At 53.9% G+C, this 19,184-nt stretch carries 17 protein-coding genes; 8 read left to right on the plus strand and 9 right to left on the minus strand.

Annotated features, from left to right (window positions below; genetic code table 11):
• Positions 1–14: 14 nt before the first annotated feature.
• The 5 genes from WHS88_09655 to WHS88_09675 all read right to left on the minus strand — a co-directional run bounded on the left by WHS88_09655 (position 15) and on the right by WHS88_09675 (position 4,444).
• The gene (locus tag WHS88_09655; GenBank protein MEJ5260442.1) at positions 15–275 is read right to left on the minus strand and encodes a hypothetical protein; all 261 of its coding nucleotides are present in this window, start codon (positions 273–275) and stop codon (positions 15–17) included.
• A 161-nt stretch (positions 276–436) separates the two neighbouring features.
• A complete protein-coding gene (locus WHS88_09660) occupies positions 437–1,207 on the minus strand; it encodes a PEP-CTERM sorting domain-containing protein (protein MEJ5260443.1) in 771 nt (256 codons plus the stop codon).
• Positions 1,208–1,330: 123 nt separating this feature from the next.
• Entirely contained in the window at positions 1,331–2,176 is an 846-nt protein-coding gene (locus WHS88_09665; protein ID MEJ5260444.1) for a prepilin-type N-terminal cleavage/methylation domain-containing protein, read from the minus strand.
• Positions 2,177–2,195: 19 nt separating this feature from the next.
• A complete protein-coding gene (locus WHS88_09670; protein MEJ5260445.1) occupies positions 2,196–3,908 on the minus strand; it encodes a LamG-like jellyroll fold domain-containing protein in 1,713 nt (570 codons plus the stop codon).
• On the minus strand, positions 3,905–4,444 hold the full coding sequence (locus tag WHS88_09675; GenBank protein MEJ5260446.1) for a sigma-70 family RNA polymerase sigma factor: 540 nt from the start codon (positions 4,442–4,444) through the stop codon (positions 3,905–3,907). Before WHS88_09675 ends, WHS88_09670 begins: the two co-directional genes overlap by 4 nt.
• A 232-nt stretch (positions 4,445–4,676) precedes the next feature.
• Here WHS88_09675 and WHS88_09680 point away from each other — a divergent pair, with 232 nt between their 5' ends.
• A complete protein-coding gene (locus tag WHS88_09680) occupies positions 4,677–5,147 on the plus strand; it encodes a hypothetical protein (protein ID MEJ5260447.1) in 471 nt (156 codons plus the stop codon).
• Between the two features lie 2 nt (positions 5,148–5,149).
• The gene (locus WHS88_09685; protein MEJ5260448.1) at positions 5,150–6,220 is read left to right on the plus strand and encodes a GGDEF domain-containing protein; all 1,071 of its coding nucleotides are present in this window, start codon (positions 5,150–5,152) and stop codon (positions 6,218–6,220) included.
• On the opposite strand, the gene WHS88_09690 is transcribed toward WHS88_09685, so the two are convergent.
• Both WHS88_09690 and WHS88_09695 read right to left on the minus strand, forming a co-directional pair.
• Positions 6,215–7,063, minus strand: coding sequence for a metallophosphoesterase (locus tag WHS88_09690; protein ID MEJ5260449.1), 849 nt, complete (start codon positions 7,061–7,063; stop codon positions 6,215–6,217). The two genes, WHS88_09685 and WHS88_09690, sit on opposite strands and share 6 nt — an antisense overlap.
• The gene (locus WHS88_09695; GenBank protein MEJ5260450.1) at positions 7,023–7,913 is read right to left on the minus strand and encodes a serine/threonine-protein kinase; all 891 of its coding nucleotides are present in this window, start codon (positions 7,911–7,913) and stop codon (positions 7,023–7,025) included. Before WHS88_09695 ends, WHS88_09690 begins: the two co-directional genes overlap by 41 nt.
• A 469-nt stretch (positions 7,914–8,382) precedes the next feature.
• On the opposite strand from WHS88_09695, the gene WHS88_09700 reads away from it, so the two are divergent.
• From WHS88_09700 to WHS88_09725, 6 genes are all read left to right on the plus strand, one after another.
• On the plus strand, positions 8,383–9,837 hold the full coding sequence (locus tag WHS88_09700; protein ID MEJ5260451.1) for a glycosyltransferase: 1,455 nt from the start codon (positions 8,383–8,385) through the stop codon (positions 9,835–9,837).
• 349 nt (positions 9,838–10,186) lie between these two features.
• Positions 10,187–11,557, plus strand: a complete 1,371-nt coding sequence (locus tag WHS88_09705; GenBank protein ID MEJ5260452.1) for an efflux RND transporter periplasmic adaptor subunit — start codon at positions 10,187–10,189, stop codon at positions 11,555–11,557.
• Positions 11,547–12,302, plus strand: coding sequence for an ABC transporter ATP-binding protein (locus tag WHS88_09710; GenBank protein ID MEJ5260453.1), 756 nt, complete (start codon positions 11,547–11,549; stop codon positions 12,300–12,302). Before WHS88_09705 ends, WHS88_09710 begins: the two co-directional genes overlap by 11 nt.
• Entirely contained in the window at positions 12,299–13,558 is a 1,260-nt protein-coding gene (locus WHS88_09715) for an ABC transporter permease (protein ID MEJ5260454.1), read from the plus strand. The genes WHS88_09710 and WHS88_09715 overlap by 4 nt, the downstream gene beginning before the upstream one ends.
• Positions 13,551–15,167 (plus strand): TolC family protein, encoded by a 1,617-nt coding sequence (locus tag WHS88_09720; GenBank protein ID MEJ5260455.1) that lies wholly within the window; start codon positions 13,551–13,553, stop codon positions 15,165–15,167. The genes WHS88_09715 and WHS88_09720 overlap by 8 nt, the downstream gene beginning before the upstream one ends.
• Positions 15,168–15,434: 267 nt before the next feature.
• Positions 15,435–17,432: a TonB-dependent receptor gene (locus tag WHS88_09725; GenBank protein MEJ5260456.1), complete on the plus strand. Its 1,998-nt coding sequence runs from the start codon at positions 15,435–15,437 to the stop codon at positions 17,430–17,432.
• 53 nt (positions 17,433–17,485) lie between these two features.
• Here WHS88_09725 and WHS88_09730 read toward each other — a convergent pair whose 3' ends face one another.
• Positions 17,486–18,442 carry a DUF3137 domain-containing protein gene (locus WHS88_09730; protein ID MEJ5260457.1) on the minus strand — a complete coding sequence of 319 codons (957 nt, stop codon included), beginning with the start codon at positions 18,440–18,442 and terminating at the stop codon, positions 17,486–17,488.
• A 15-nt stretch (positions 18,443–18,457) separates the two neighbouring features.
• The gene (locus WHS88_09735) at positions 18,458–19,018 is read right to left on the minus strand and encodes a LemA family protein (protein ID MEJ5260458.1); all 561 of its coding nucleotides are present in this window, start codon (positions 19,016–19,018) and stop codon (positions 18,458–18,460) included.
• Positions 19,019–19,184: the final 166 nt, after the last annotated feature.

The following is a 19,184-nucleotide window of genomic DNA, read 5'->3' on the forward strand; positions in this document are numbered from 1 at the left end:
CGCAAGTCTTGAATTTAGAAAATGCTAAAATTATTTTTTGGAAACGGCACTACATAAATGACTCGGTTGTTGGGGTTCGTCGGGTCAACCGCTATCTGTCGAACCTCCGAATCTGCACCGGGATCTGTACCGGCACCACCGTAAACCGGAACCCACTTGCCGCCGGTTACCTGTGTAATCACCCCCGGCTGATAACTTTCAAAGTCATCCACCAGGGCGGACTGAGCCGAAACCGCCAGCCCAATCCATAACCAGAATAAAATCGTCTTGTTCATACAACCTGCCTTTCCAATCAATTATAAGACTTTTTGACAGTCCACATGACAATCCCTCCCCCATGGCCCAGACAGGTTACCTCTTCAGAGATCGGACTGTTATGTCTTCGTCCATAACAGCCCGACCCTGAAGCAGAATCTTCTTTCGCAAAAAACACCGTTCAGCGTTTGCGGCAAATAACCAGTCCGCCCAGTCCCAGCAGCATCATCGAAGCCGGCTCCGGAACCAGCGGATTAGACAGGTCAATCCCGTTGGTCAGATAAATATCATCCAGACGGAACGAATCTCCCTCACCGGCATAGTTTGCCAGCACCAAAAACCGAATCAGGTCGTTCGTTGTGCCGACCCGGTATGTAATACCCGTACCGACCTTATCGGCTTCCGTCGCTCCGGCCAAACCGGTTGTGTAGTACACATCGTAAGTATTCGCCTGATGGTTAATCACCGCCCAGACGTTGTACCAGACCTGTCGATCCAGTACTACAAGGTCCTGAGCCCCGCTGCTGCTTCGGCCGATCAGCCGAAATTTCGTGCTCTGACCGCTGACGGAAAGAGCCCCCATCTGCAGTCGGAAATTGCCGTAGTCCTGGGCCGGCGTCGCCAGGTCCGTCAGACCAAACGCATGGTCAAGAGTGCCTAACCCTGCATAAACCCGGAAAAAGAGTGTCGCGGTGGACAAGCTGCTGACCGGGTCTATCGGACGGTATCCCCCGCGAGGACCGCCGCTGTTCCAGCCGTAGGCCAGATATTTATTGCCATCTGCCTCTTTTACGCTGAGAAACATTGTATTTCCAATCGCTGTCCACGGAGTCGATTGGTCTCGAATCAGACCCACATTATAGGTTTCAAAATCATCCACTTTCACCAGTGTCGATTGACTGACTCCGGCCAACCCAATCACCAGGGTCAAAAACATGATCTTTTTCATCATCTTTCCTCCATTCTCTTTTCATACCTGCTTTTCCGATTCATCCGCTTCTGCGGCAGGCCCGCAAAAACGGATTCGTCCACACCTTCACCACGCGCACACACACTTCACACGATTTCTTTGCTTTTATTGGTCTCCCTGAATTGCCCGCAGGATCTTTTCAAACGTCTGGACATCATCTCCCGGCCCGTTGGAGTATCCGTCTCCGGCGCGATTCTTGTTGTTCCAGGTCTCGGCACTGAAGATATTCCGGTCCGAACAGAAACTCACGTGCCCGTCACCAAACAGAGCCGACACCCCCTGCGGAGCAGAATTTCCACTGCGATTCTGCCGATGCGGAATCACCTCCCATTCCTGCAGGTTGTCCACCACCACCGGACGGATTCCCAGCTGACTGTAGAATTTTTTGTCATAAATCCAGTAATTATAAGACGTCCTCACGAAAGCATGTCCGCCGTAGGTCGGCACATAAGTCCCCCAGGAACCCCGGTCGGCATACGCTTCGTAATAATAGGGATATGGATAGTCCGTGATCCGCGGCTGAGCCGGACAATAAAAGGACTTCGGCTCTGTAAAATAATCCAAATCATACAAAACCGCCAAATGAAACGGACGAGGCTGGCCGTTGCTCAAAAGCAGACTGCCCTGATGCGTAATGACCGCATTGTACGGCTGCGGCTTTACATTGGTCACACCGCCGCTGGTCCCGGACGCAGACGGGTCATATCGGCTGCCTGCATAACTGCCCCCCAGATGATACATCGGAATCAGCTTATCATCAAAACTGTGGCTGTAGGTTCGCAGAGCCACACCAATCTGTTTGACATTGCTGCTGCAGATAATCCGTTTGGAGATGTCTTTGGCTTTTCCGATGGCCGGAATAATAATCGACAGCAGAAGCCCGATAATCGCTATCACCACAAGCAGTTCTATCAACGTAAAACCTCGGCCGGATTTCAACACTTGCTTCATCTTTCTTTCCTCAGTCAGGTTAAGGTTTGCCGTTTTCATACAAGTCCCGAATCTCCCCGCCGGACAGACACCGACGGAAAATCATCAGCTCATCCACTACTCCGTCAAAATCTCCTTCCGGCAGAACATAATCATCAATCTTCATCGCCCCCAGAAAAATCTCCGCCGGCTCCGTTTTGGCAAGCCCTTCATACGGGGCCGACTGAAACAGACTGCCGTTAACATAAAAACGAAGCTCCTTGCCGTCATAAACAACCGCGAAGTGATACCACACCCCGCTTTGCGGAACAAATGTCTGACTGTAAAAACCCGCTTTTCCCGCCCCGTCATACTGCCGAAACTCAAACCGGTTTTTCTGATAATTGTAAACATACCGGTCATCAAAGAGGGAAAACTGATAATTAATCCGATACCCTTGCCGGCAGGAAATCAAATGCCCGCCCCATTGCTGACTGTCCGGGAAATAAACCCAGGTCGAAATCGTCAGCGGCGAGCCAAACGAAAGCCCCGCCTCCGGCCCAATCACAATCGCCTGGCTTTTCCCCCGCTCAAACCGGACCGCTTCTTTCTGCGGCCATCGTCCGCTCACCCAATCGGGCTTATTCCGCCCGTCGCCTCCAAACAAACCGTCACTGCTGCGTCCGCCTCCGGCGGCGTTGACCAATCGGTCCGGATTGTCCGCATCCCGTTCAAAAAAGTAATGCGCCGCCAAAGAACGGTCTTCCCGATGCAGACGATACACCCACGACCGCCAGCGGTAATATCCCCCGATTCGGGGGGCCTGTTCAAAAACCTCGACCTGACTCGAACGAACAAAATGGTATGGATTCACAAAAGCGGCTGTCAGTTGTCCTCGTGCATCCGCCGCCGCTCCCTGACCGGTCTTCAGCAGCAGACTTCGGGTAAACTTCACCGGGTCCGATGAGTCCCGAATCTGAACGGAGCCCTCATAAACGTATGCCTCCGTCTGGCCGTCCGGTTTGACATAAACCCCAAACTCCGTCCCGTAATCAACCAGACTGGCTGTCGGAGAACGCACGACAAAGGCCTGTTTCCCAGACCCGTTCATGGAGGCCACCAGACGCCCTTCCTGCAGATAAATCTGTGCCGGGGTTTCCAGACTGAAGGTGGACGGACCTTCAAAGAGAACCGTCGCCCCTCCTTCCATAACAACTTCCGCCAGCCCCTTGACCAGGTGAATCGGTCCCGGATAGAGTTCAGAGCCGTTTGTCAGGGAACGGCCGCTGGCATCCTGCCAAACGGCATTGACCGTCCGCTGCAGCCGGCCGACGGTCAGCCCATTGTTCCGAGACGGGGACAGATACGCATAGGCAATCAAAAAAATCAGGGCCGCCGCAGACAAAAGCAGCGAATAGATAGACAGCTTGCTGACCGGGCTTCGCACGGCAGCAGATTGGACTGCCGCTTCCGACGCTGCAGGTTCCTCCGAAGGACGTTCCACCCAAACCGCTTCCGCCGTCTTTTCTTCTTCTGCAAGAATCATCCAGGCCTGCTCGTTCAGCAGTGAATCGGCCGACGAGTCTTCTACAAAAAGACTGGCCCCCTTTCGCCGATGCAGGTGAGCATACACCATCAGAAAATCCACATACTCCCGACGAGCCTCCGGATTCGACTCCAGCAGGGCCGCCAGGGCGGATTCCTGTTCCTCCGTCGCCATCCCGTAAAGGCTGGCGAGCATCCAGTCATAAAAATCATTCGGCAGAGAAGTCATTGTGCCGCCTCCTCGGCAAGTGTCTGCTTAATGCACTGAAGCAGATTCCGATGAATTCGAACCAGTGCATAATAAGTAGCCCGGGTTGACTTGGAAATATGAGCGCCGATGTTCTCCAGCGTTAAGTCTTTTTCATAACGAAGTTTCAGAATGTACCGATCCATCTGGGCCAGTTTGTCGATGCACCGCTTCATCGCCCCCATTCGTCGGTCCATCTCCGGCAACGCCCGAGTAACCTCCTGTTCGAGTGATTCCGCAAGGGCTTCACTTAAACAGAGTTTCCTGCTCTTTTTTTTCTTAAAATAAGAAAGAATCTGATACCGGGCAATCGTTAAAGCCCAGGCCACAAAATCCATCCCGGGTGTAAACGAAGAGAATTTGCGCCACATCACAGCAGATGCTTCCTGCATAATGTCATCGGCGTCCGCCGCATTTGGGACAAATGACAGAATGTAAGCGTAAATCCGCTTATCATTCAGCATCAGCAGACGTAGAAACTGTTCCTGGCTATGTTCTTTTTCTTCCGGCATCGTCATCTTTAAATATTTATCCTGAATCCCTCTTTTTTTACGAAAAAAACATCACTCGAAAACATTTTTTTAAATTGCTAAAATTTATGCGATATAATGGCCCAATAATATCCTGATATTTCTCCAAAAAATCTCATCCCTTTCATTTTAATGATAAAATAGGCAATGATTTGCCTGACTGTTGCCTTGACTTCATCGGAGAATATTGGTAAAATGAAGTCTGGAATTTGAGGAAAAAATGAAAGTCCCGGCTGATGCAAAAATCCTGGTTCTCGACAGTATAAATCGGCTTTCAGGCGGACCGTCTGGTTTGACCGGCATAGAATCAAAGGAGACCTGCGCCAATATTTACGAGGCCGTTCAGATTCTTTGCGCTTGCCCTGAAGAAAAACTTGTTCTGTTTATTGCTTCGGCTGGAGAATTAGCAAAAGAAAGCAGCTTCTTTACGTCCTTCCTTCGCCGCCGCCCCCACATTCGCTGCATTGCCGTTTTTGCCGACAATCAGGACTGCCCGCTGTCGCTCCAGCAGGCTGTCTGGGAAGGGCTCATCGTGCCCTGTCCGCCGAGTATTCCCGCAGCAGAAGCGGTCCGCTGGCTCCTCGAAAAACACCGGAAACCCCTTTCGAATGAAAGCAAAAGGATGCCGACGGAGCCGGATGCCGTTCGAATCAGTCCGGAAGAACTGCAGGCCCTCTTCAGCCCGGAATAGACATGGAAAAACGACCGAAAAAAATCCTGTTCATCGGGTCTTCCCAAAAAGCCCTGATCGATCCGGAGCATCTGAATGAAATGAGCGTCTGCGAATCGGTTCTGGGGGGAATAGAACAAATCCAGTCCATGTCGTTTGATACGATTGCCGTGCTCCTGTCCGACATTCCGGGACATCCGGAACAGGCCTTGCGTGCCCTTCGAAAAGGCAGTCCCCACTCGCGCATTCTTCTTCTGGCCCAGATGCTCGAAGAGCCGCTGGCCCGGGAGCTGACGGGACGAGGCACGCAAATGGAGGCAATCGCGGATGACTATCTGATTTGTCCCGTCTTGGCAGAAGAGCTGACGCGCAATCCTCAAACCGCCCCCGGCATTCACCCGCTGACCAGTGAGCGCGAACGGCACTACCAGGAGCGAATCCGTCAGCTCGAAAAACTGGCAACGGAAGATGATTTAACGGGACTGAAAAACCGCCGCTACGTCAATCAGTTCCTTATCCAGGTTCTGGCGCTGGCCCGGCAATATCAGTTTCCCGTAACGCTGCTGCTGTTCGATATCGACAATTTCAAGCAGTACAATGACCGATTCGGCCATTCCGTCGGAGATCAGGTCCTCATTCAGGCAGGCGAACTGATTCGCCGGTGCTGCCGGGCCCACGATGTTGTCGCCCGCATCGGCGGGGATGAATTCGCCGTCGTTTTCTGGGACCTTCCGGAGCAGAAAAAAAGAACCGACAGCCCCGACGCTCGCCGCGAACGAAGACATCATTCGGCCCGGCATCCTCGTGAGCCGCTCTTTATGGCCGAGCGGTTTCGCAGAGAAATTTCGTCTTCCCGGCTTCCGATGCTCGGCCCGGAGGGACACGGACAGCTGACCATCAGCGGAGGACTGGCGTCCTATCCTGATGACGGAAAAACCGCCGACGAACTGCTCAAACGAGCGGACAAAGCCCTCCTGGAGGCCAAACGGCAGGGAAAAAATCAAATTGTTCTTATCGGCGACAAAAACGAGACTCCACCTTCGCCGGCGGAACAAAATACGGCAAAACCGCCGAAAAACCCCCAACCCTTATAGAATAGAAGCCAGCGGAACTACAGCCTCGCGAAGCATGTCAAGATTGTAAAGCCGCCCCAGCTCGAAAACAAGCAGACAGCCGTGGCTGTGCTCGGAAGCCAAAATCAGCGTATTATCGCCGATGACACCCCACCCCTCATCCTGCGGCTGATGCCCCAGAACAAACAGCTCCACCTCCAGACGCTCGGCCATCCGCCGAAGGGCCTGCGGACTCTGATGCCTGCCCCAGGTCAGCAGATAAACCGAGTTGGGCCGGCGTGTATCCTCTATGGTGTACGGACGCTCAAAAATTTCCACATCGAACGATTCCACATAAGGGTCCGCCGGAAGCGAGTGGGAAATCCAGATTTTATTCGGCGTCTTGACCGCAAGCGGCTGCGAAAGCAGATAGTGCACCATCGCCTGATGGACAAGGCTGAAATGGTCCTGATATTCCCGCTTCATCGCCTCCTGCATCGCCACGTTGACCTCCCGTCCGTTTTTCATCACGGTCCCCTGATTGACGACGGCCGTATCGTGATTGCCCAAAAGAATATGCACCTGACCCGGATACAGCAGCTTGTAGCGAATCGCATCCTGAAGCAGGCGGTAGGAAAGGCAGCCCCCGTAATCATCCTCCGGCCCGCCGTGAAGAATCTCCTGAAAAATCACATGGGTCTCGGGATGATTTTCCAGGTCCGCATAGTCAACGATTTTTTCGAAATGCCTCCGATGACCATGCAAATCCCCCGAGACAATCACGCGTCCCTTCTCCGGCAGCACAATCAGGTTGCCCTGCCGAAAGGGGTCGGTCTGGTTGGCCTCAGCCCCCTTCAGGTACAGCTGGATTGTTTGCTGCGACATGGCTTTGCTGGTTCTGCAGACGAGCTCCGAAGATTTCGCGAATCATCACATCCAGACGGGCAATAATTTCCGACATACTCGACGGACGGTCTCCCGGACGTTCCTTTACACAGTCCATCACAAGATTGGACAGCGCCACAGGAATCTTTTTGTAGATTTCGCTGGGCGACTTAAAATCGGCAGTGACCGGGACGGAAAAGCCGTATTCATTCTTTTTGGGAATCAGCGTCGGGACGTTTTTCCCCGTCAGAGCCCAGTACATCGTGGCACCCAAATTGAAAATGTCTGTTCGGTGACTCAGATGCTCCCGACGAACCTGTTCGGGGGCAATATAATCCGGCGTCCCCTGAATCCGCTTTTTTACCTCACCGATTTTGCAGCTTTGGCCTAAATCGATAATTTTGATGGCTCCTTTTTTGCTGAAGAGAATGTTGTTGGGTTTAATATCGCAGTGCACATATCCCTTCTGATGCATCGCATTCAGAGCCGTGGCAACCATTCGAAAAATCAGCAGCACATCACCCAGACTGATGCCCGGAAGCTCTTCCAGGCTCTGCCCGTCAAAATATTCCATCGAAAGCAGCAGTTCCTGGGTCCGAAGAAGTTTTCGCTTTCGAAGAATCTTATAGCATTTCCGGATATACGGATGGTCGATTTGCCGGCTGACCTTATACTCCGTCTCCATCTGCTCAAAAATCCGGAGGTCTTCAGGTGTTTCCATCACCGCCCGTTTGAGAGCCACCGTCTGGCCGCTTTCTTCATCAATCGCCAGGTAAATCAGACTGCGCGCACCGGTGCCGATTCGTTTGATTATCGTAAACCCATCGATGTCGACTTTTTCAATCGGCATTACTGTAAATCCTTTTCTCCTATGTACTTAAATCCATATATATTTGAAACAATACTCCTTCGCCCTTGTAGACTTTTTTAAAACCCTTTGAGAGTATATTCATCCGCCAAACGTTTGTCCAGCAAGAGTTTTCTGATAAAAAATGTAAATTTTTCAAAAAAAAGCGGACTTTCTCTTTTCGGCCAAAGGACACAACTTCTTGCTTTTTTGTTCTTGACCCCAAAACCCTTTTGTGATATAGTACGTAGATACAGATTACGGGAGAAAACTCTTTGAGAATGCATAGTCCTTAATAAAAGGGCAGATTTAGCATAAAGCCGCAACGAGCGCGTCAGCGCTGTCCGTTGAAAATTCACTTTTTCTCTTCCCGGATGTCAGTCTATGCTTTTTCTCCATTCCCTTGGCGGGGAATGTGCATATTTAAAAAAGGAAAAAAGAACATAAACCTTTATTTTAGAAAGACTTATATATGAAAATACTGCCGTTTACAGCCGGGTTTGTACCGGGCCGTATGCTCACAAAAGACAACCTGTATGAGTGGTCGAGTAAAACGATGATTTGCATCGCCATCTCGACCATCGTCCTCGGCGCCTGGGCCCAGCGGGACCAAATCGAAGGAGTCCTCGATCGGCTTACGTCCCTTCAATGGGGAATTGCTTATCTGGCCGTCGCCCGCTCTCTCTTCGTAATCAACGTAGCAGCCCTCCTGTGGCGCTTCTATCTTGTCCTCTTTTATAAGCCCGCCCGGACGTGTACGGACAGCGAATTGCCGACCTGCACCGTCATCATTCCTGCTTACAATGAAGGCCGTCACGTAGCCGACACCATCGACAGTGTGGCGGCCAGCGATTATCCGACCGACAAACTCCAAATTATCGCCGTCGATGACGGCAGTGCTGACGACACATGGGAGTGGATTCAGCAGGCTGCCGCCCGACATCCTCATCTGGTCACGCCGCTTCGGCTCAAACGCAACAGCGGAAAGCGAAAAGCCCTGTACGAAGGTTTTATTCGGAGCAATGCGGAGATTTTGGTCACCATCGACAGCGACTCCCTCATTGAGAAAAACACGCTGCGCAATCTCGTCAGTCCTTTTATTACCCAAGCCAACGTCGGCGCTGTCGCCGGAAACGTTCGAGTGCTCAACCAGCATCAGGGACTGATTCCCAAGATGCTCGATGTTTCTTTTGCCTTCAGTTTTGATTTTATCCGCGCCAGCCAAAGCCAGGTTGACTCCGTCCTTTGCACCCCTGGCGCTCTGTCCGCCTATCGACGGGACCTCGTGATGAAGGTTCTGCGTGTATGGATGAATCAGCGCTTCCTCGGACAAAAATCCAACATTGGTGAAGACCGGGCGATGACCAACCTCATCCTCAAGCAGGGATTCGCGGTTAAGTTTCAGTCCAATGCCGTCGTCTTCACGCAGGTTCCCGTCCGCTACAAGGGCTTGTGCAAAATGTTCCTTCGGTGGGCCCGCAGCAATATCCGGGAAACAATCGTGATGGCCCGTTTTGTCTTCAAACCCTTCCGGACCAACCGCCTCGGAGCCCAGCTGAATTTCCTCCACAGCGTGGTCAACCTGTTCGGGGCAACTATTATGATTTTCGGCACGCTCGGCTGCCTCCTCTGGGAACCCCAGGCCTTTTTGGCCCAACTCCTTTTGGGGGCGGAGATGATGGCGATTATCCCCGGCACGTTTTATGCTCTCAAGTACCGCTCCAGCAACGCCCTCTGGGCCTTTGCTTATTCGCTTTTCTGGCTGGCCGGCCTTTTCTGGATCAGCCCCTATGCCCTCCTGACCGTCGGCAACAACAAATGGCTCACCCGCACCCTGCCCGCCCCCGGCACCGTCACCGCTGCAGCCGTCAGACAGCCCGTAAAACCCGCCGGCAGCCCTGTCAGCCGCACCCTTCTGCCCGTCTGAGTACGAGCACACGCGAGGGAACGAATAGCCGCTCCAAAAAGGCAACAGTCAACAAACCGCTTCCTGGCGCGTTCTGTATACACAGCGTCTGGGCAACAGAAGAGCTCCGTCTTAGACGTTTCTTTTGGAACATCCTGTTTGGATTGGGGAATTTGAGAAAGATATTGGGATTCAAATCTTTCTTTCCACTCCATTACATTCAGGCAAAATAGAAAAATCGGCGACAGGACAATTCGTTGCAAAATTCAATATTTTCTGTAACAATGGCGAGGATTGACCGTCTAAAGAGCGGGAATCTTGTTATCTGCGGTGCAAGCCGGCAACTTGAATCCAAAAAGGACTCTCAAACGTGAAAAAGAAACAGAAAGTTATCCTGTTTGTCGGGATTGGCTTGGTTCTTCTGATTTCCTGCTGCGGCCTTCTTTCCCATCAGATGAAAAAGAAGGCCCTGGCCAAAACGACGCTGAAGGTGCGCACGGAAGTCGTGAAACGGGGCGAACTGGTGGAAACAGTGAACGCCCCCGGCGACATTCAGCCCCGAACGAAGGTCGATATCAGCGCCAAGGTGTCAGCCCGCATCACAGAACTGCCCTACAAAGAAGGCGAAACCGTCACAGCAGGCAATCCAAACGCCGACCCGCCGATTCCGCCGTCCGTGCTGGTGCGTCTGGACGACCGGGATATGGTCAGCCGACTGAACAGCGCTGAAGCAACCTACGAGGCCCAAAAGGCCCAGATTGAGGTCGAAAAGGCCCGGATTTTCAGCCAGAAGGCCTCACTGGCGGGACAAAAGAGCCGCCTGGAGCAGGCCCGTCAGGACTTCGAACGCCAAAAGAAACTCTTCGAAAGTCAGGACATCAGCCAGTCCGCCTATGACCAGGCCCGGACATCTTTTGAAGAGCTGCAGGCCCAGGTTGAAGCCGCTGAAAAGAACCTGCAGGCCGCCCAGCTGAATCTGGTTGTGATGGAGCACAATCTGCGGGCGGCTCAGGCCCGTGTGGAGGAAGCCCGCGAAGCCCTCAGCTATACCACGATTACCGCTCCGATAGACGGCGTAATTACCCGCCTGAACGCCGAGGTCGGCGAGGTCGTGATGACCGGCACAATGAACAATCCCGGCACAGTGATTCTGACGGTAGCGGACCTGTCCCAAATGATTCTGAATGCACAGGTCGATGAAAGCAACATCGGGCGCGTCAAGGTCGGCCAGCCCGCCAAAGTTCACGTCCAGGCCTTCTGGGAAGAGGAGTTCAAGGGCACCGTGCACTCCATCGCCCTGACCAGCAGCCGCTCCACCACCACCGGCGCCAAATATTACGAAACCAAGATTCTGCTGGAAGGAGACGTGGGCAAATTGTACACAGGCCTGACGGCCGATGTGAACATCGAAGTCGCCCGCTATCAGGGTGTGCTGCTGGTGCCCAGCCAGGCGGTGCTCGAACGGCGAATCGATGATTTGCCGGAGGACGTCCGCAAAAATAACCCGCTGGTGGACCCCAAAAAATCATTTCTGACGGTGGTATTTCGCCTGATTGACGGCAAGACTCGAATTACACCCGTGCGCGTCGGCCCCAGCGACCTGCTCAATACCCTCATCGAGGCAGGACTGAACGAAGGCGACAAAATCATCGTCGGCCCCTATAAAATCCTCGAAACCCTTCAGAATGATATGCCTGCCGAAGAAATCGCCGAATCCCGAGAAGACGGCCATGACGCCTAATGATGTGCTGATTTCCCTCAAAAACATCCATCGCCGCTATCGCGTCGGCAGCGAAACAGTCCATGCCCTGCGAGGCGTCAATCTGCAGGTGCGGCGCAATGAATACGTGGCGATCATGGGCCACAGCGGTTCCGGCAAAAGCACCCTGATGAACATCCTCGGCTGTCTGGACCGGGCGGACGAAGGCACTTACGAGCTTAACGGCATCCTGACGACGGAAATGAGCGGAGCCCAGCTGGCCCAGATACGAAATGAACAGATCGGATTTGTGTTTCAGTCGTATGAGCTGCTGCCGCGGCTGAATGCCCTGAAAAACGTGGAGCTGCCTCTGCTGTATTCGAGGGTCGGTTTCCGGGCACGACGGCGAATGGCACAGGAGGCCCTCGAACGGGTGGGTCTGGCCGAACGAATGCACCATCGGCCCAACCAGCTCAGCGGCGGCGAAAAACAGCGTGTGGCCGTCGCCCGGGCACTCGTTGCCCGTCCCAGTCTGCTCCTGGCCGATGAGCCGACCGGCAACCTCGACACCCAGACCAGCCAGAGCATTATGGCCCTGTTTGAAACCCTTTATCAGCAGGGACAGACGATCATTCTGGTGACACACGAAGCGGATATCGCCTGTCATGCCCGGCGCATCGTTCGAATGCGGGATGGACAAATCATCAGCGACCTGCCGGTCGAGCAGGACCCCGCCTGGGCCCTGCTGCACCCGACGGGCTCTGTGCCTCAAAAGGAGAACCGATGAAGACGCTGCTGCTGACACCGCTGATTTTTCTGCGTCTGCTCCTCCAGAGCATCCTGCTGGCCTTAGGACAAATCTGGGTCAACAAAACCCGCGGTCTTCTGACAACGCTGGGCATTATTATCGGCGTGGCCTCTGTGACAGCGGTCGTGGCCGGGATGAACGGGATGAATGCGATGATTATGGAGAACTTTGAGTTCTTCGGCACCAAAAAAATCTTCCTCTGGCCCGAGCGGCCCCGTACCGGTGCCCAGAAAAACACCAACTGGTGGGAAATCCGCTTCCGTCCCGAGCAGTTTGAAGGCGTCCTGGAACACTGCCCCTCCGTCGAATATCTGACGCTGATGAGCCGAGTGGGCAATATGACCGCCCGCTACAAAGACCACACAGCGGAAAATGTGCAGGTGACCGGCGTTGAAGAAAGCTGGTTTAAGATTGAAAACCGCCCCATCAGCCGCGGCCGTCCTTTCTCTTATCTTGACCAGCGTCAGGCACGCCGGGTCTGTGTCATCCCGCAAAAACTCCAGGAAAAACTGTATCTGGACCGCGACTGCATCGGACAGACCATTCAGCTGGATTATCATACTTTTCTGATTATCGGCATCGTCGAAGAAAGGCCCCGGGCCTTTTTTGAAGGACAGGGAGACCGCATCGAAGTCTTTATCCCCTTCCAGACGGCCCAGTCGATTCGCGAATCCTGGATTGAGGCGATGGCCTCCTGCAAAAGCACAGATTTAGCCGAAGAGGCCAAGGCGGAACTGACCTTCTTTCTGCGGAAAATGCGGAAGGTGCCACCGGGAGAACCCAACAACTTCGGCGTCTTCTTTATGGAAAGTGAAGTCGCCAAAGTCCGTTCGATGATGGCCATGCTCAGTTTGGTGGCCGCGGCCATTGTGAGCATTTCCCTGGTGGTCGGCGGAATCGGGATTATGAATATTATGCTCGTATCCGTCTCAGAACGAACAAGAGAAATCGGCCTGCGAAAGGCCGTCGGGGCCAAGGCATCCGCTATTCTGATGCAGTTTCTGGTCGAAGCCGTCGTGCTCTGCCTGATTGGAGGATTGATTGGGCTGGGTCTGGGGCACCTGCTGGCCAAGCTCATTTCACAGACCGCCGGCTTTCTGGCCAAAGCCCAGGTCCCCGGCTGGGCAACCCTGCTGGCTGTGGGATTTTCCACCGCCGTCGGCATCTTTTTCGGAATGTTTCCGGCCGTCAAAGCGGCCCGTCTGAATCCTATTGAGGCCCTGCGTCATGAATAAAAAACACGCTCTGCTCGGATGGCTTGTCGGACTGTCTCTTCTTTTGCTCGGCTGCGATACAACTCCGGAACCGGTTTCGTTTTATGAAGCAAAGGCCAAGCCGGAAAAACTGCGACAAATTGAGCCGCTGATTCTTCCGGCGGCGGAACCCAACGAACAGCCCCAGCCCCCCGCTCCCCTGCCGGAGGAAATCCGGCTGACCCTCGAACAGTGCCGGGCCTGGGCACTGGAAAACAATCTCGGACTGAAGGCCGAACTGCTCAGTCCGACAATCGCCGCCGAAGCCCTCAGTGCTGAGGAGGCCAAATTTGAGGCATCGTTCTTCAGCCGCATTCAGTATTCCAAAACAGACCGTCCGGTCGGAACCGCCCTTTTTGTCCAGGGCTCCAGCACGGAATCAGCCACGGTGGATTTGGGCGTTCAGATGCCCCTGCAGACGGGCGGCACCCTGACGGTGGATTTGGTGGACAATCGAACTCTCACAAACCAGACTTCATTTTTCCTGAATCCTTCCTACTCCACCGGTCTGGCTTTCTCCATCAGCCAGCCGCTGCTTCGGAATGCCGGGCATCGAGCTTCTATGTACTCCATCCGTCTCCGCCGGTATGACCAGCAGATAGCCGAGGCCCGTACAAAACTGGAAGTCATTTCCGTACTGGCGGCGGCGGATCGGGCGTATTGGCGTCTGGCGGCGGCCCGCAAGGAACTGGAGGTCCGGCTTCAGCAGTATGACCTGGCCAAGGCTCAATTGGAACGGGCTCAGCGGATGGCGGCGGCAGGCCAGACAGCCGAAGTGGAAGTCCTTCGGGCTCAGGCCGGAATGGCCTCGCAGGCCGAGCAGATTATCTTAGCGGAAAACAACCTTCGGGCCCGTCAGCGGGAATTAAAAAGGATTGTCAATCAGCTGAATCTGCCGGTCCAATCACCCGTGCGGCTGATTCCGGCCACGGAACCGGATTTGGTTCGATACGAACTGGATACAAAAGATTTGGTCGCCAAAGCAATCGAAAACCGAATGGAGCTGCTGGAGATGGAACTCCAGATTGCCCGTCAGGTCAGCACGATTGACTATCTGAAAAATCAGGCCCTGCCGGTCGTCAACCTCGAATATACCTACAATATCAACGGCTTAGGCCCCACACGAAACGATTCCTACGATTTGCTTCAGGAAAATCGTTTTGCCGACCACCGATTAGGATTAACCCTGCTGATTCCGCTGGGCAATGAAGCCGCCAAAAGCAACCTGCGGGCCGCCTTTTATCAGCGGATGCAGCTGCTGGCCACCCAGGAAAACCGCAAGTCGCTCATTGAGATGGAAGTCCTGAACGCCGTCGATCAGGCACAGGCCAACTGGCAGCGGATTCTGGCCGCCCGCCAAAATGTTCTGCTGGAGGCCCGGCTGGTCGAAGCGGAAATCCGCCAGTTCGAAAACGGCCTTCGAACCTCGACCGATGTTCTGGAGGCCCAGGCCCGTCTGGCCAACGCCCAGAGTGCTGAGATTCGCGCCGTCACGGAATATCAAATCTCCCTGGTGGACCTGGCCTACGCAACCGGAACCCTCATGGGAGCCGCCAAGGTGGATTGGGAGCCCATCACCGTCCGCCGATAACTCTCCAAAAATTTCCGCTGTTCCGATAATCTGAACAGGTTTCCGGCCTGCCCTCATCCTCTTTTTTGGTTTTTTCAAAACAATTCTTCTTTCCCAAAAACCAGTAAATTATCGGACTCCTGAAAACTCTCCAGAAACGATTCCCAAAACCGCTGTTTTGCTTAAGAAGGAGGAAAGACCATCCGATACACATAGCGTCCAAAAAGGAGCCAAGGGCAAAACCTCCCCCTGTCAGCTTTCCTGGGCATTAAAAAGCGAGAGACAAAATTGAAGCGATGGAAAGGAATTTGCTGCTTTCTTCTGTGTACAGCGCTGGCTTGCACAGCCGCGGAAACGGAAGATTCCCCTTCAGCCCAGATGGACCTGTTTGAACTGCCGCTGGAGGCCCTGATGGAGATTGAAATCACCTCCTCCGCCCGCCGCCCCCAGTCCATCAACCGTGCCACGCGCGCCGTTTACATCATCACCGCCGAGGATATCCGGCAGGCCGGGCCGACCCGAATCGACGACCTGTTTCGTCTGGTTCCCGGAATGGATGTCTTTCAAACCAAAGGTCTTGTTTCAGCCGTCGGCAGCCGCGGCTATGTCAAATGGAACAATGAACGAATGCAGATTCTTCTGGACGGACGGCCCTTGTACGACCCCTATCTGGGCGGCGCCCTGTTTTACCTGCACCCGATTTTTCTGGAGGAAATCGAACGCATTGAAGTCATTCGCGGGTCCGCCGGTGTGGCCTGGGGCGTCAACGCGATGAACGGCGTCATCAACATCATCACCAAAAAAGCCGCCGACACACAGGGCGGACTCGTCTATGCCGCCGCCGGCAATAACGGCCTGCTTCACAGTTTCCTCCGATACGGCGGGACCGTAGACAATATTTCCTGGCGGGCCATGCTCGGACACCTGGCCAATGACGGATTTGTCCGGGAAAACGGACGCCGAGTGCCGGATGACTACAGCGCTTTCCTGAGCACCGGCCGGGCGGAAGTCCGATTATCAGAAGACTCGACCCTGACGCTCACAGGCGGACATCAAAACGCCTATTCCAATAACGAAACGCTGGACTATTTCAATCTCCAGTGGGAGAAACGGCTGGAGGACGGAAGCATCTGGCAGATACGCTGGACGGAAAGTTATATCTTCCGCGACAAATCCACCAATTATTACTCCGGCTCGAACAACTGGCTTTACAACCGGGCGGACATCCGCTCCCGAGAAGAAATCCTCGAAATCCAGCACAATTTCCAAACCGGCCGGCACAATATCGTCTGGGGAGCCGACTTTACACGGGATATCTACCGCAGCCATCCGCTGAATGACCAGAAGAATACTATTCCGGAGGATTTCGATAACAATCAGGGCAGCATCTTTCTCGAAGACGAAATCACACTGGCCGATACCCTCTGGCTGACGCTCGGCTGGCGCGGACACTACAACCAGCTGACCCATTTTGACTGGGCGGCCAACAGCGCTCTGGTCTGGGAGTTTATCCCCAAACATTTCCTCCGCGGAGCCGTCGCCCGCTCCTTCCGCCGACCGACCCTCTGGCAGATGTTCCGCTGCGGCCCGCTCAAATATGAAGGCCGACTGCGCGTCGAAGGAGAGGGCAATGACGAGCTGGATAACGAAACGATGATTTCCTATGAACTCGGTTATCGCGGTCAGTGGGCCGACAACCTGTCCGTTAACATCGAGGGATATCTCAATCAGGACAAGGATATGATGGCCCTTCGGAAAGGACTCCTTCAGGAATCTCAGCCGTGGCTGCCGGGCTCCGACTGGGTGGAACAAGACTGGTACAACCAGTGGGATAACGTATACAGTGTCACAACCTACGGCATCGAAAGCAGCATCGAATGGCAGCCGACCGCCTGGTGGCTCGTGCGGGGATTCCATACCTATCTCCATCAAACCAAACGCAATGAGCTGACCAACTGGCGCACCGGCGAAACCGGCATCATCTTAAGTCCCAAGCACCGGGTCGGCCTGACAAACCGCTTCAAACTGGATGAAGTCACCACGCTGAACACCCAGCTGTACTGGACCGACACCGCCACTCCATACCTCGAATACATCCCGGGCAAGCCCTTCTGGCGGCTGGATGTGCGTCTGTCCCGGCGGCTCTGGAACGACCGGGCGGAAATCGCTGTCGGGGGCATGAACCTGCTGGACCGCTCTCACCCCGAAGGCGGCTATGACTGGGCAACCGGCCGGTATAACGAGGTCCCACGGCAGCTGTATCTGGAGTTTTCCTGCCGCTTCTGACCGCCCGACACAGTCAGCAAAACAGCTTCTGCCGCAGGAAAAAACGCCCCGACTCATTCCTTGGACCAGATTCGCGTATTCAGATTCAGGTCCTCGACCACCCCCACCGCCAGCTGAATATCTCCACAATATTCCCGGAGGGTCTGGAAATCCAGCAGACTTCGAAAGAGTTTCGGCTCAAACAAAGGCCGGTCAAACCAAACAGCCAGATAGAGTTTGGAATCGACAAAAGACAAAAAGATTCGCCGCCCGGTCTTTTGGCGAAACTGAAGAATGCGTTCCATCAGAGAGGGGGAAAGAATATATCGGGCTTCAATCGGGTCCTGCCCATACACGACAAACTCTTTTTCAAACCGGGGGTCTTCGAGGACAATCAGGTTTGGACGAGCCGGATTCAGAGACTGGAGGGTTTTGCCGAAGCGTCCCAACAGTTTTTCCGCTGTATCCGGCAAAACAAAGGTTTTGGTGCGAAAATGCTTGGGAAAGTCGGCCATGAAAAAAAGACCGCGAAAAATCGTCTGAACAGTCGTCGTTTTGCCGCTCCTTTGGATATGCTGGGCCAAAATCTCCGAAAACTCAATGCGAGTCTTGCCGACTAGTCCCCAGACTCGATCATCTCCCTTATAAACGTTCGGCCTTGTCTGAAACAGTTCAGACCGAAGAAACTCCGCCTGGGCAATTTTCCCTTTGGGGTCATACTGCAGACCGGGCTCCAGAAAGCAGACCAGACGCCGGATAATCCGCTCCTTAAAATCCCTTTGATACCCCCACCCCAAAATCACCAAAAACCCGACGAAAAGAAACAGCATCACCAGCATCGGCACAATCACGGCTGCCGGCTCCTCCGTGGCTGCAAAGAAAGGGCCCGCTAAAAATAATCCGCCCCCCAGAAGCACACTCAAACCGATTGCCAGCCCTGCCAAAATCTGTCGACGCTTTTTCTCCAGAACCTTCAAATCCGGAAGAAGGGCCTGTTCATAAAAGGTCTTGACTTCCTCAAGAGTTTTCAACCTCACCTCTCCTGCTTATGTCTGCCCCAATGAGGCCTTCGGAACCACCCGCTCGGACGCCTCGATTTGAAAAAGTTCCTGACGCCGAAAACCGAACAGGGCCGCCAGCAGATTCGTCGGAAACATCTCCACAGCATTATTGTAATCGGTCACAGCGGCATTGAACGCACGCCGTGCCGCTGAAATCTGCTCTTCCAGCTCATTCAGGGTCCGCTGCAGATGCAGAAAATTCTCCGAGGCCTTCAGGTCCGGATACCGCTCCGCAACCCCGCGAACGACACCGACCAGCTGCGTCATCAGGTTGTCGAGGGTTACCTTCTGTTCTGTTGAAAGAGCCCCGCTCAACGCCTTTGCACGCAGTTCGCTGACTTTTTCGAACAGCTGCCGCTCGTGTTCGACATACCCTTTCACCGCCGCAACAAGGTTCGGCACAAGGTCCCAACGCTTTTTGAGCATTGCATCCATCGTCCCGAAGATGTTGCGGATTTGGTTGCGTTTGGAAACCAGAGAGTTATACCCCCCGATGACAAATATCCCGAGCCCAAGTACAGTCAGCCCCAGAATCCAGAAAAACATCTGCAGCTCCTTAATTGCTTCGAATCCCGAGAAACCATACCGACTTTTTCTGACTCCGTCAATAAAAAGAGGGGTTCTCCCCGGCGGCTGTTTCAAAAATCTTTGCTTTTTCCGGGCGAGTCTGATTCTTGTAAAATCCCTTTTTTTATGCTATAAGGGAAAGGAC

Source organism: Anaerohalosphaeraceae bacterium, assembly GCA_037479115.1.
GTDB lineage: Bacteria > Planctomycetota > Phycisphaerae > Sedimentisphaerales > Anaerohalosphaeraceae > JAHDQI01.

Bases quoted from the DNA above. Each gene is read 5' to 3' on its own strand.
- WHS88_09655 (MEJ5260442.1), bottom strand. From the start codon at position 275: ATGAACAAGACGATTTTATTCTGGTTATGGATTGGGCTGGCGGTTTCG.
- WHS88_09660 (MEJ5260443.1), bottom strand. From the start codon at position 1,207: ATGATGAAAAAGATCATGTTTTTGACCCTGGTGATTGGGTTGGCCGGA.
- WHS88_09665 (MEJ5260444.1), bottom strand. From the start codon at position 2,176: ATGAAGCAAGTGTTGAAATCCGGCCGAGGTTTTACGTTGATAGAACTG.
- WHS88_09670 (MEJ5260445.1), bottom strand. From the start codon at position 3,908: ATGACTTCTCTGCCGAATGATTTTTATGACTGGATGCTCGCCAGCCTT.
- WHS88_09675 (MEJ5260446.1), bottom strand. From the start codon at position 4,444: ATGACGATGCCGGAAGAAAAAGAACATAGCCAGGAACAGTTTCTACGT.
- WHS88_09680 (MEJ5260447.1), top strand. From the start codon at position 4,677: ATGAAAGTCCCGGCTGATGCAAAAATCCTGGTTCTCGACAGTATAAAT.
- WHS88_09685 (MEJ5260448.1), top strand. From the start codon at position 5,150: ATGGAAAAACGACCGAAAAAAATCCTGTTCATCGGGTCTTCCCAAAAA.
- WHS88_09690 (MEJ5260449.1), bottom strand. From the start codon at position 7,063: ATGTCGCAGCAAACAATCCAGCTGTACCTGAAGGGGGCTGAGGCCAAC.
- WHS88_09695 (MEJ5260450.1), bottom strand. From the start codon at position 7,913: ATGCCGATTGAAAAAGTCGACATCGATGGGTTTACGATAATCAAACGA.
- WHS88_09700 (MEJ5260451.1), top strand. From the start codon at position 8,383: ATGAAAATACTGCCGTTTACAGCCGGGTTTGTACCGGGCCGTATGCTC.
- WHS88_09710 (MEJ5260453.1), top strand. From the start codon at position 11,547: ATGACGCCTAATGATGTGCTGATTTCCCTCAAAAACATCCATCGCCGC.
- WHS88_09715 (MEJ5260454.1), top strand. From the start codon at position 12,299: ATGAAGACGCTGCTGCTGACACCGCTGATTTTTCTGCGTCTGCTCCTC.
- WHS88_09720 (MEJ5260455.1), top strand. From the start codon at position 13,551: ATGAATAAAAAACACGCTCTGCTCGGATGGCTTGTCGGACTGTCTCTT.
- WHS88_09735 (MEJ5260458.1), bottom strand. From the start codon at position 19,018: ATGTTTTTCTGGATTCTGGGGCTGACTGTACTTGGGCTCGGGATATTT.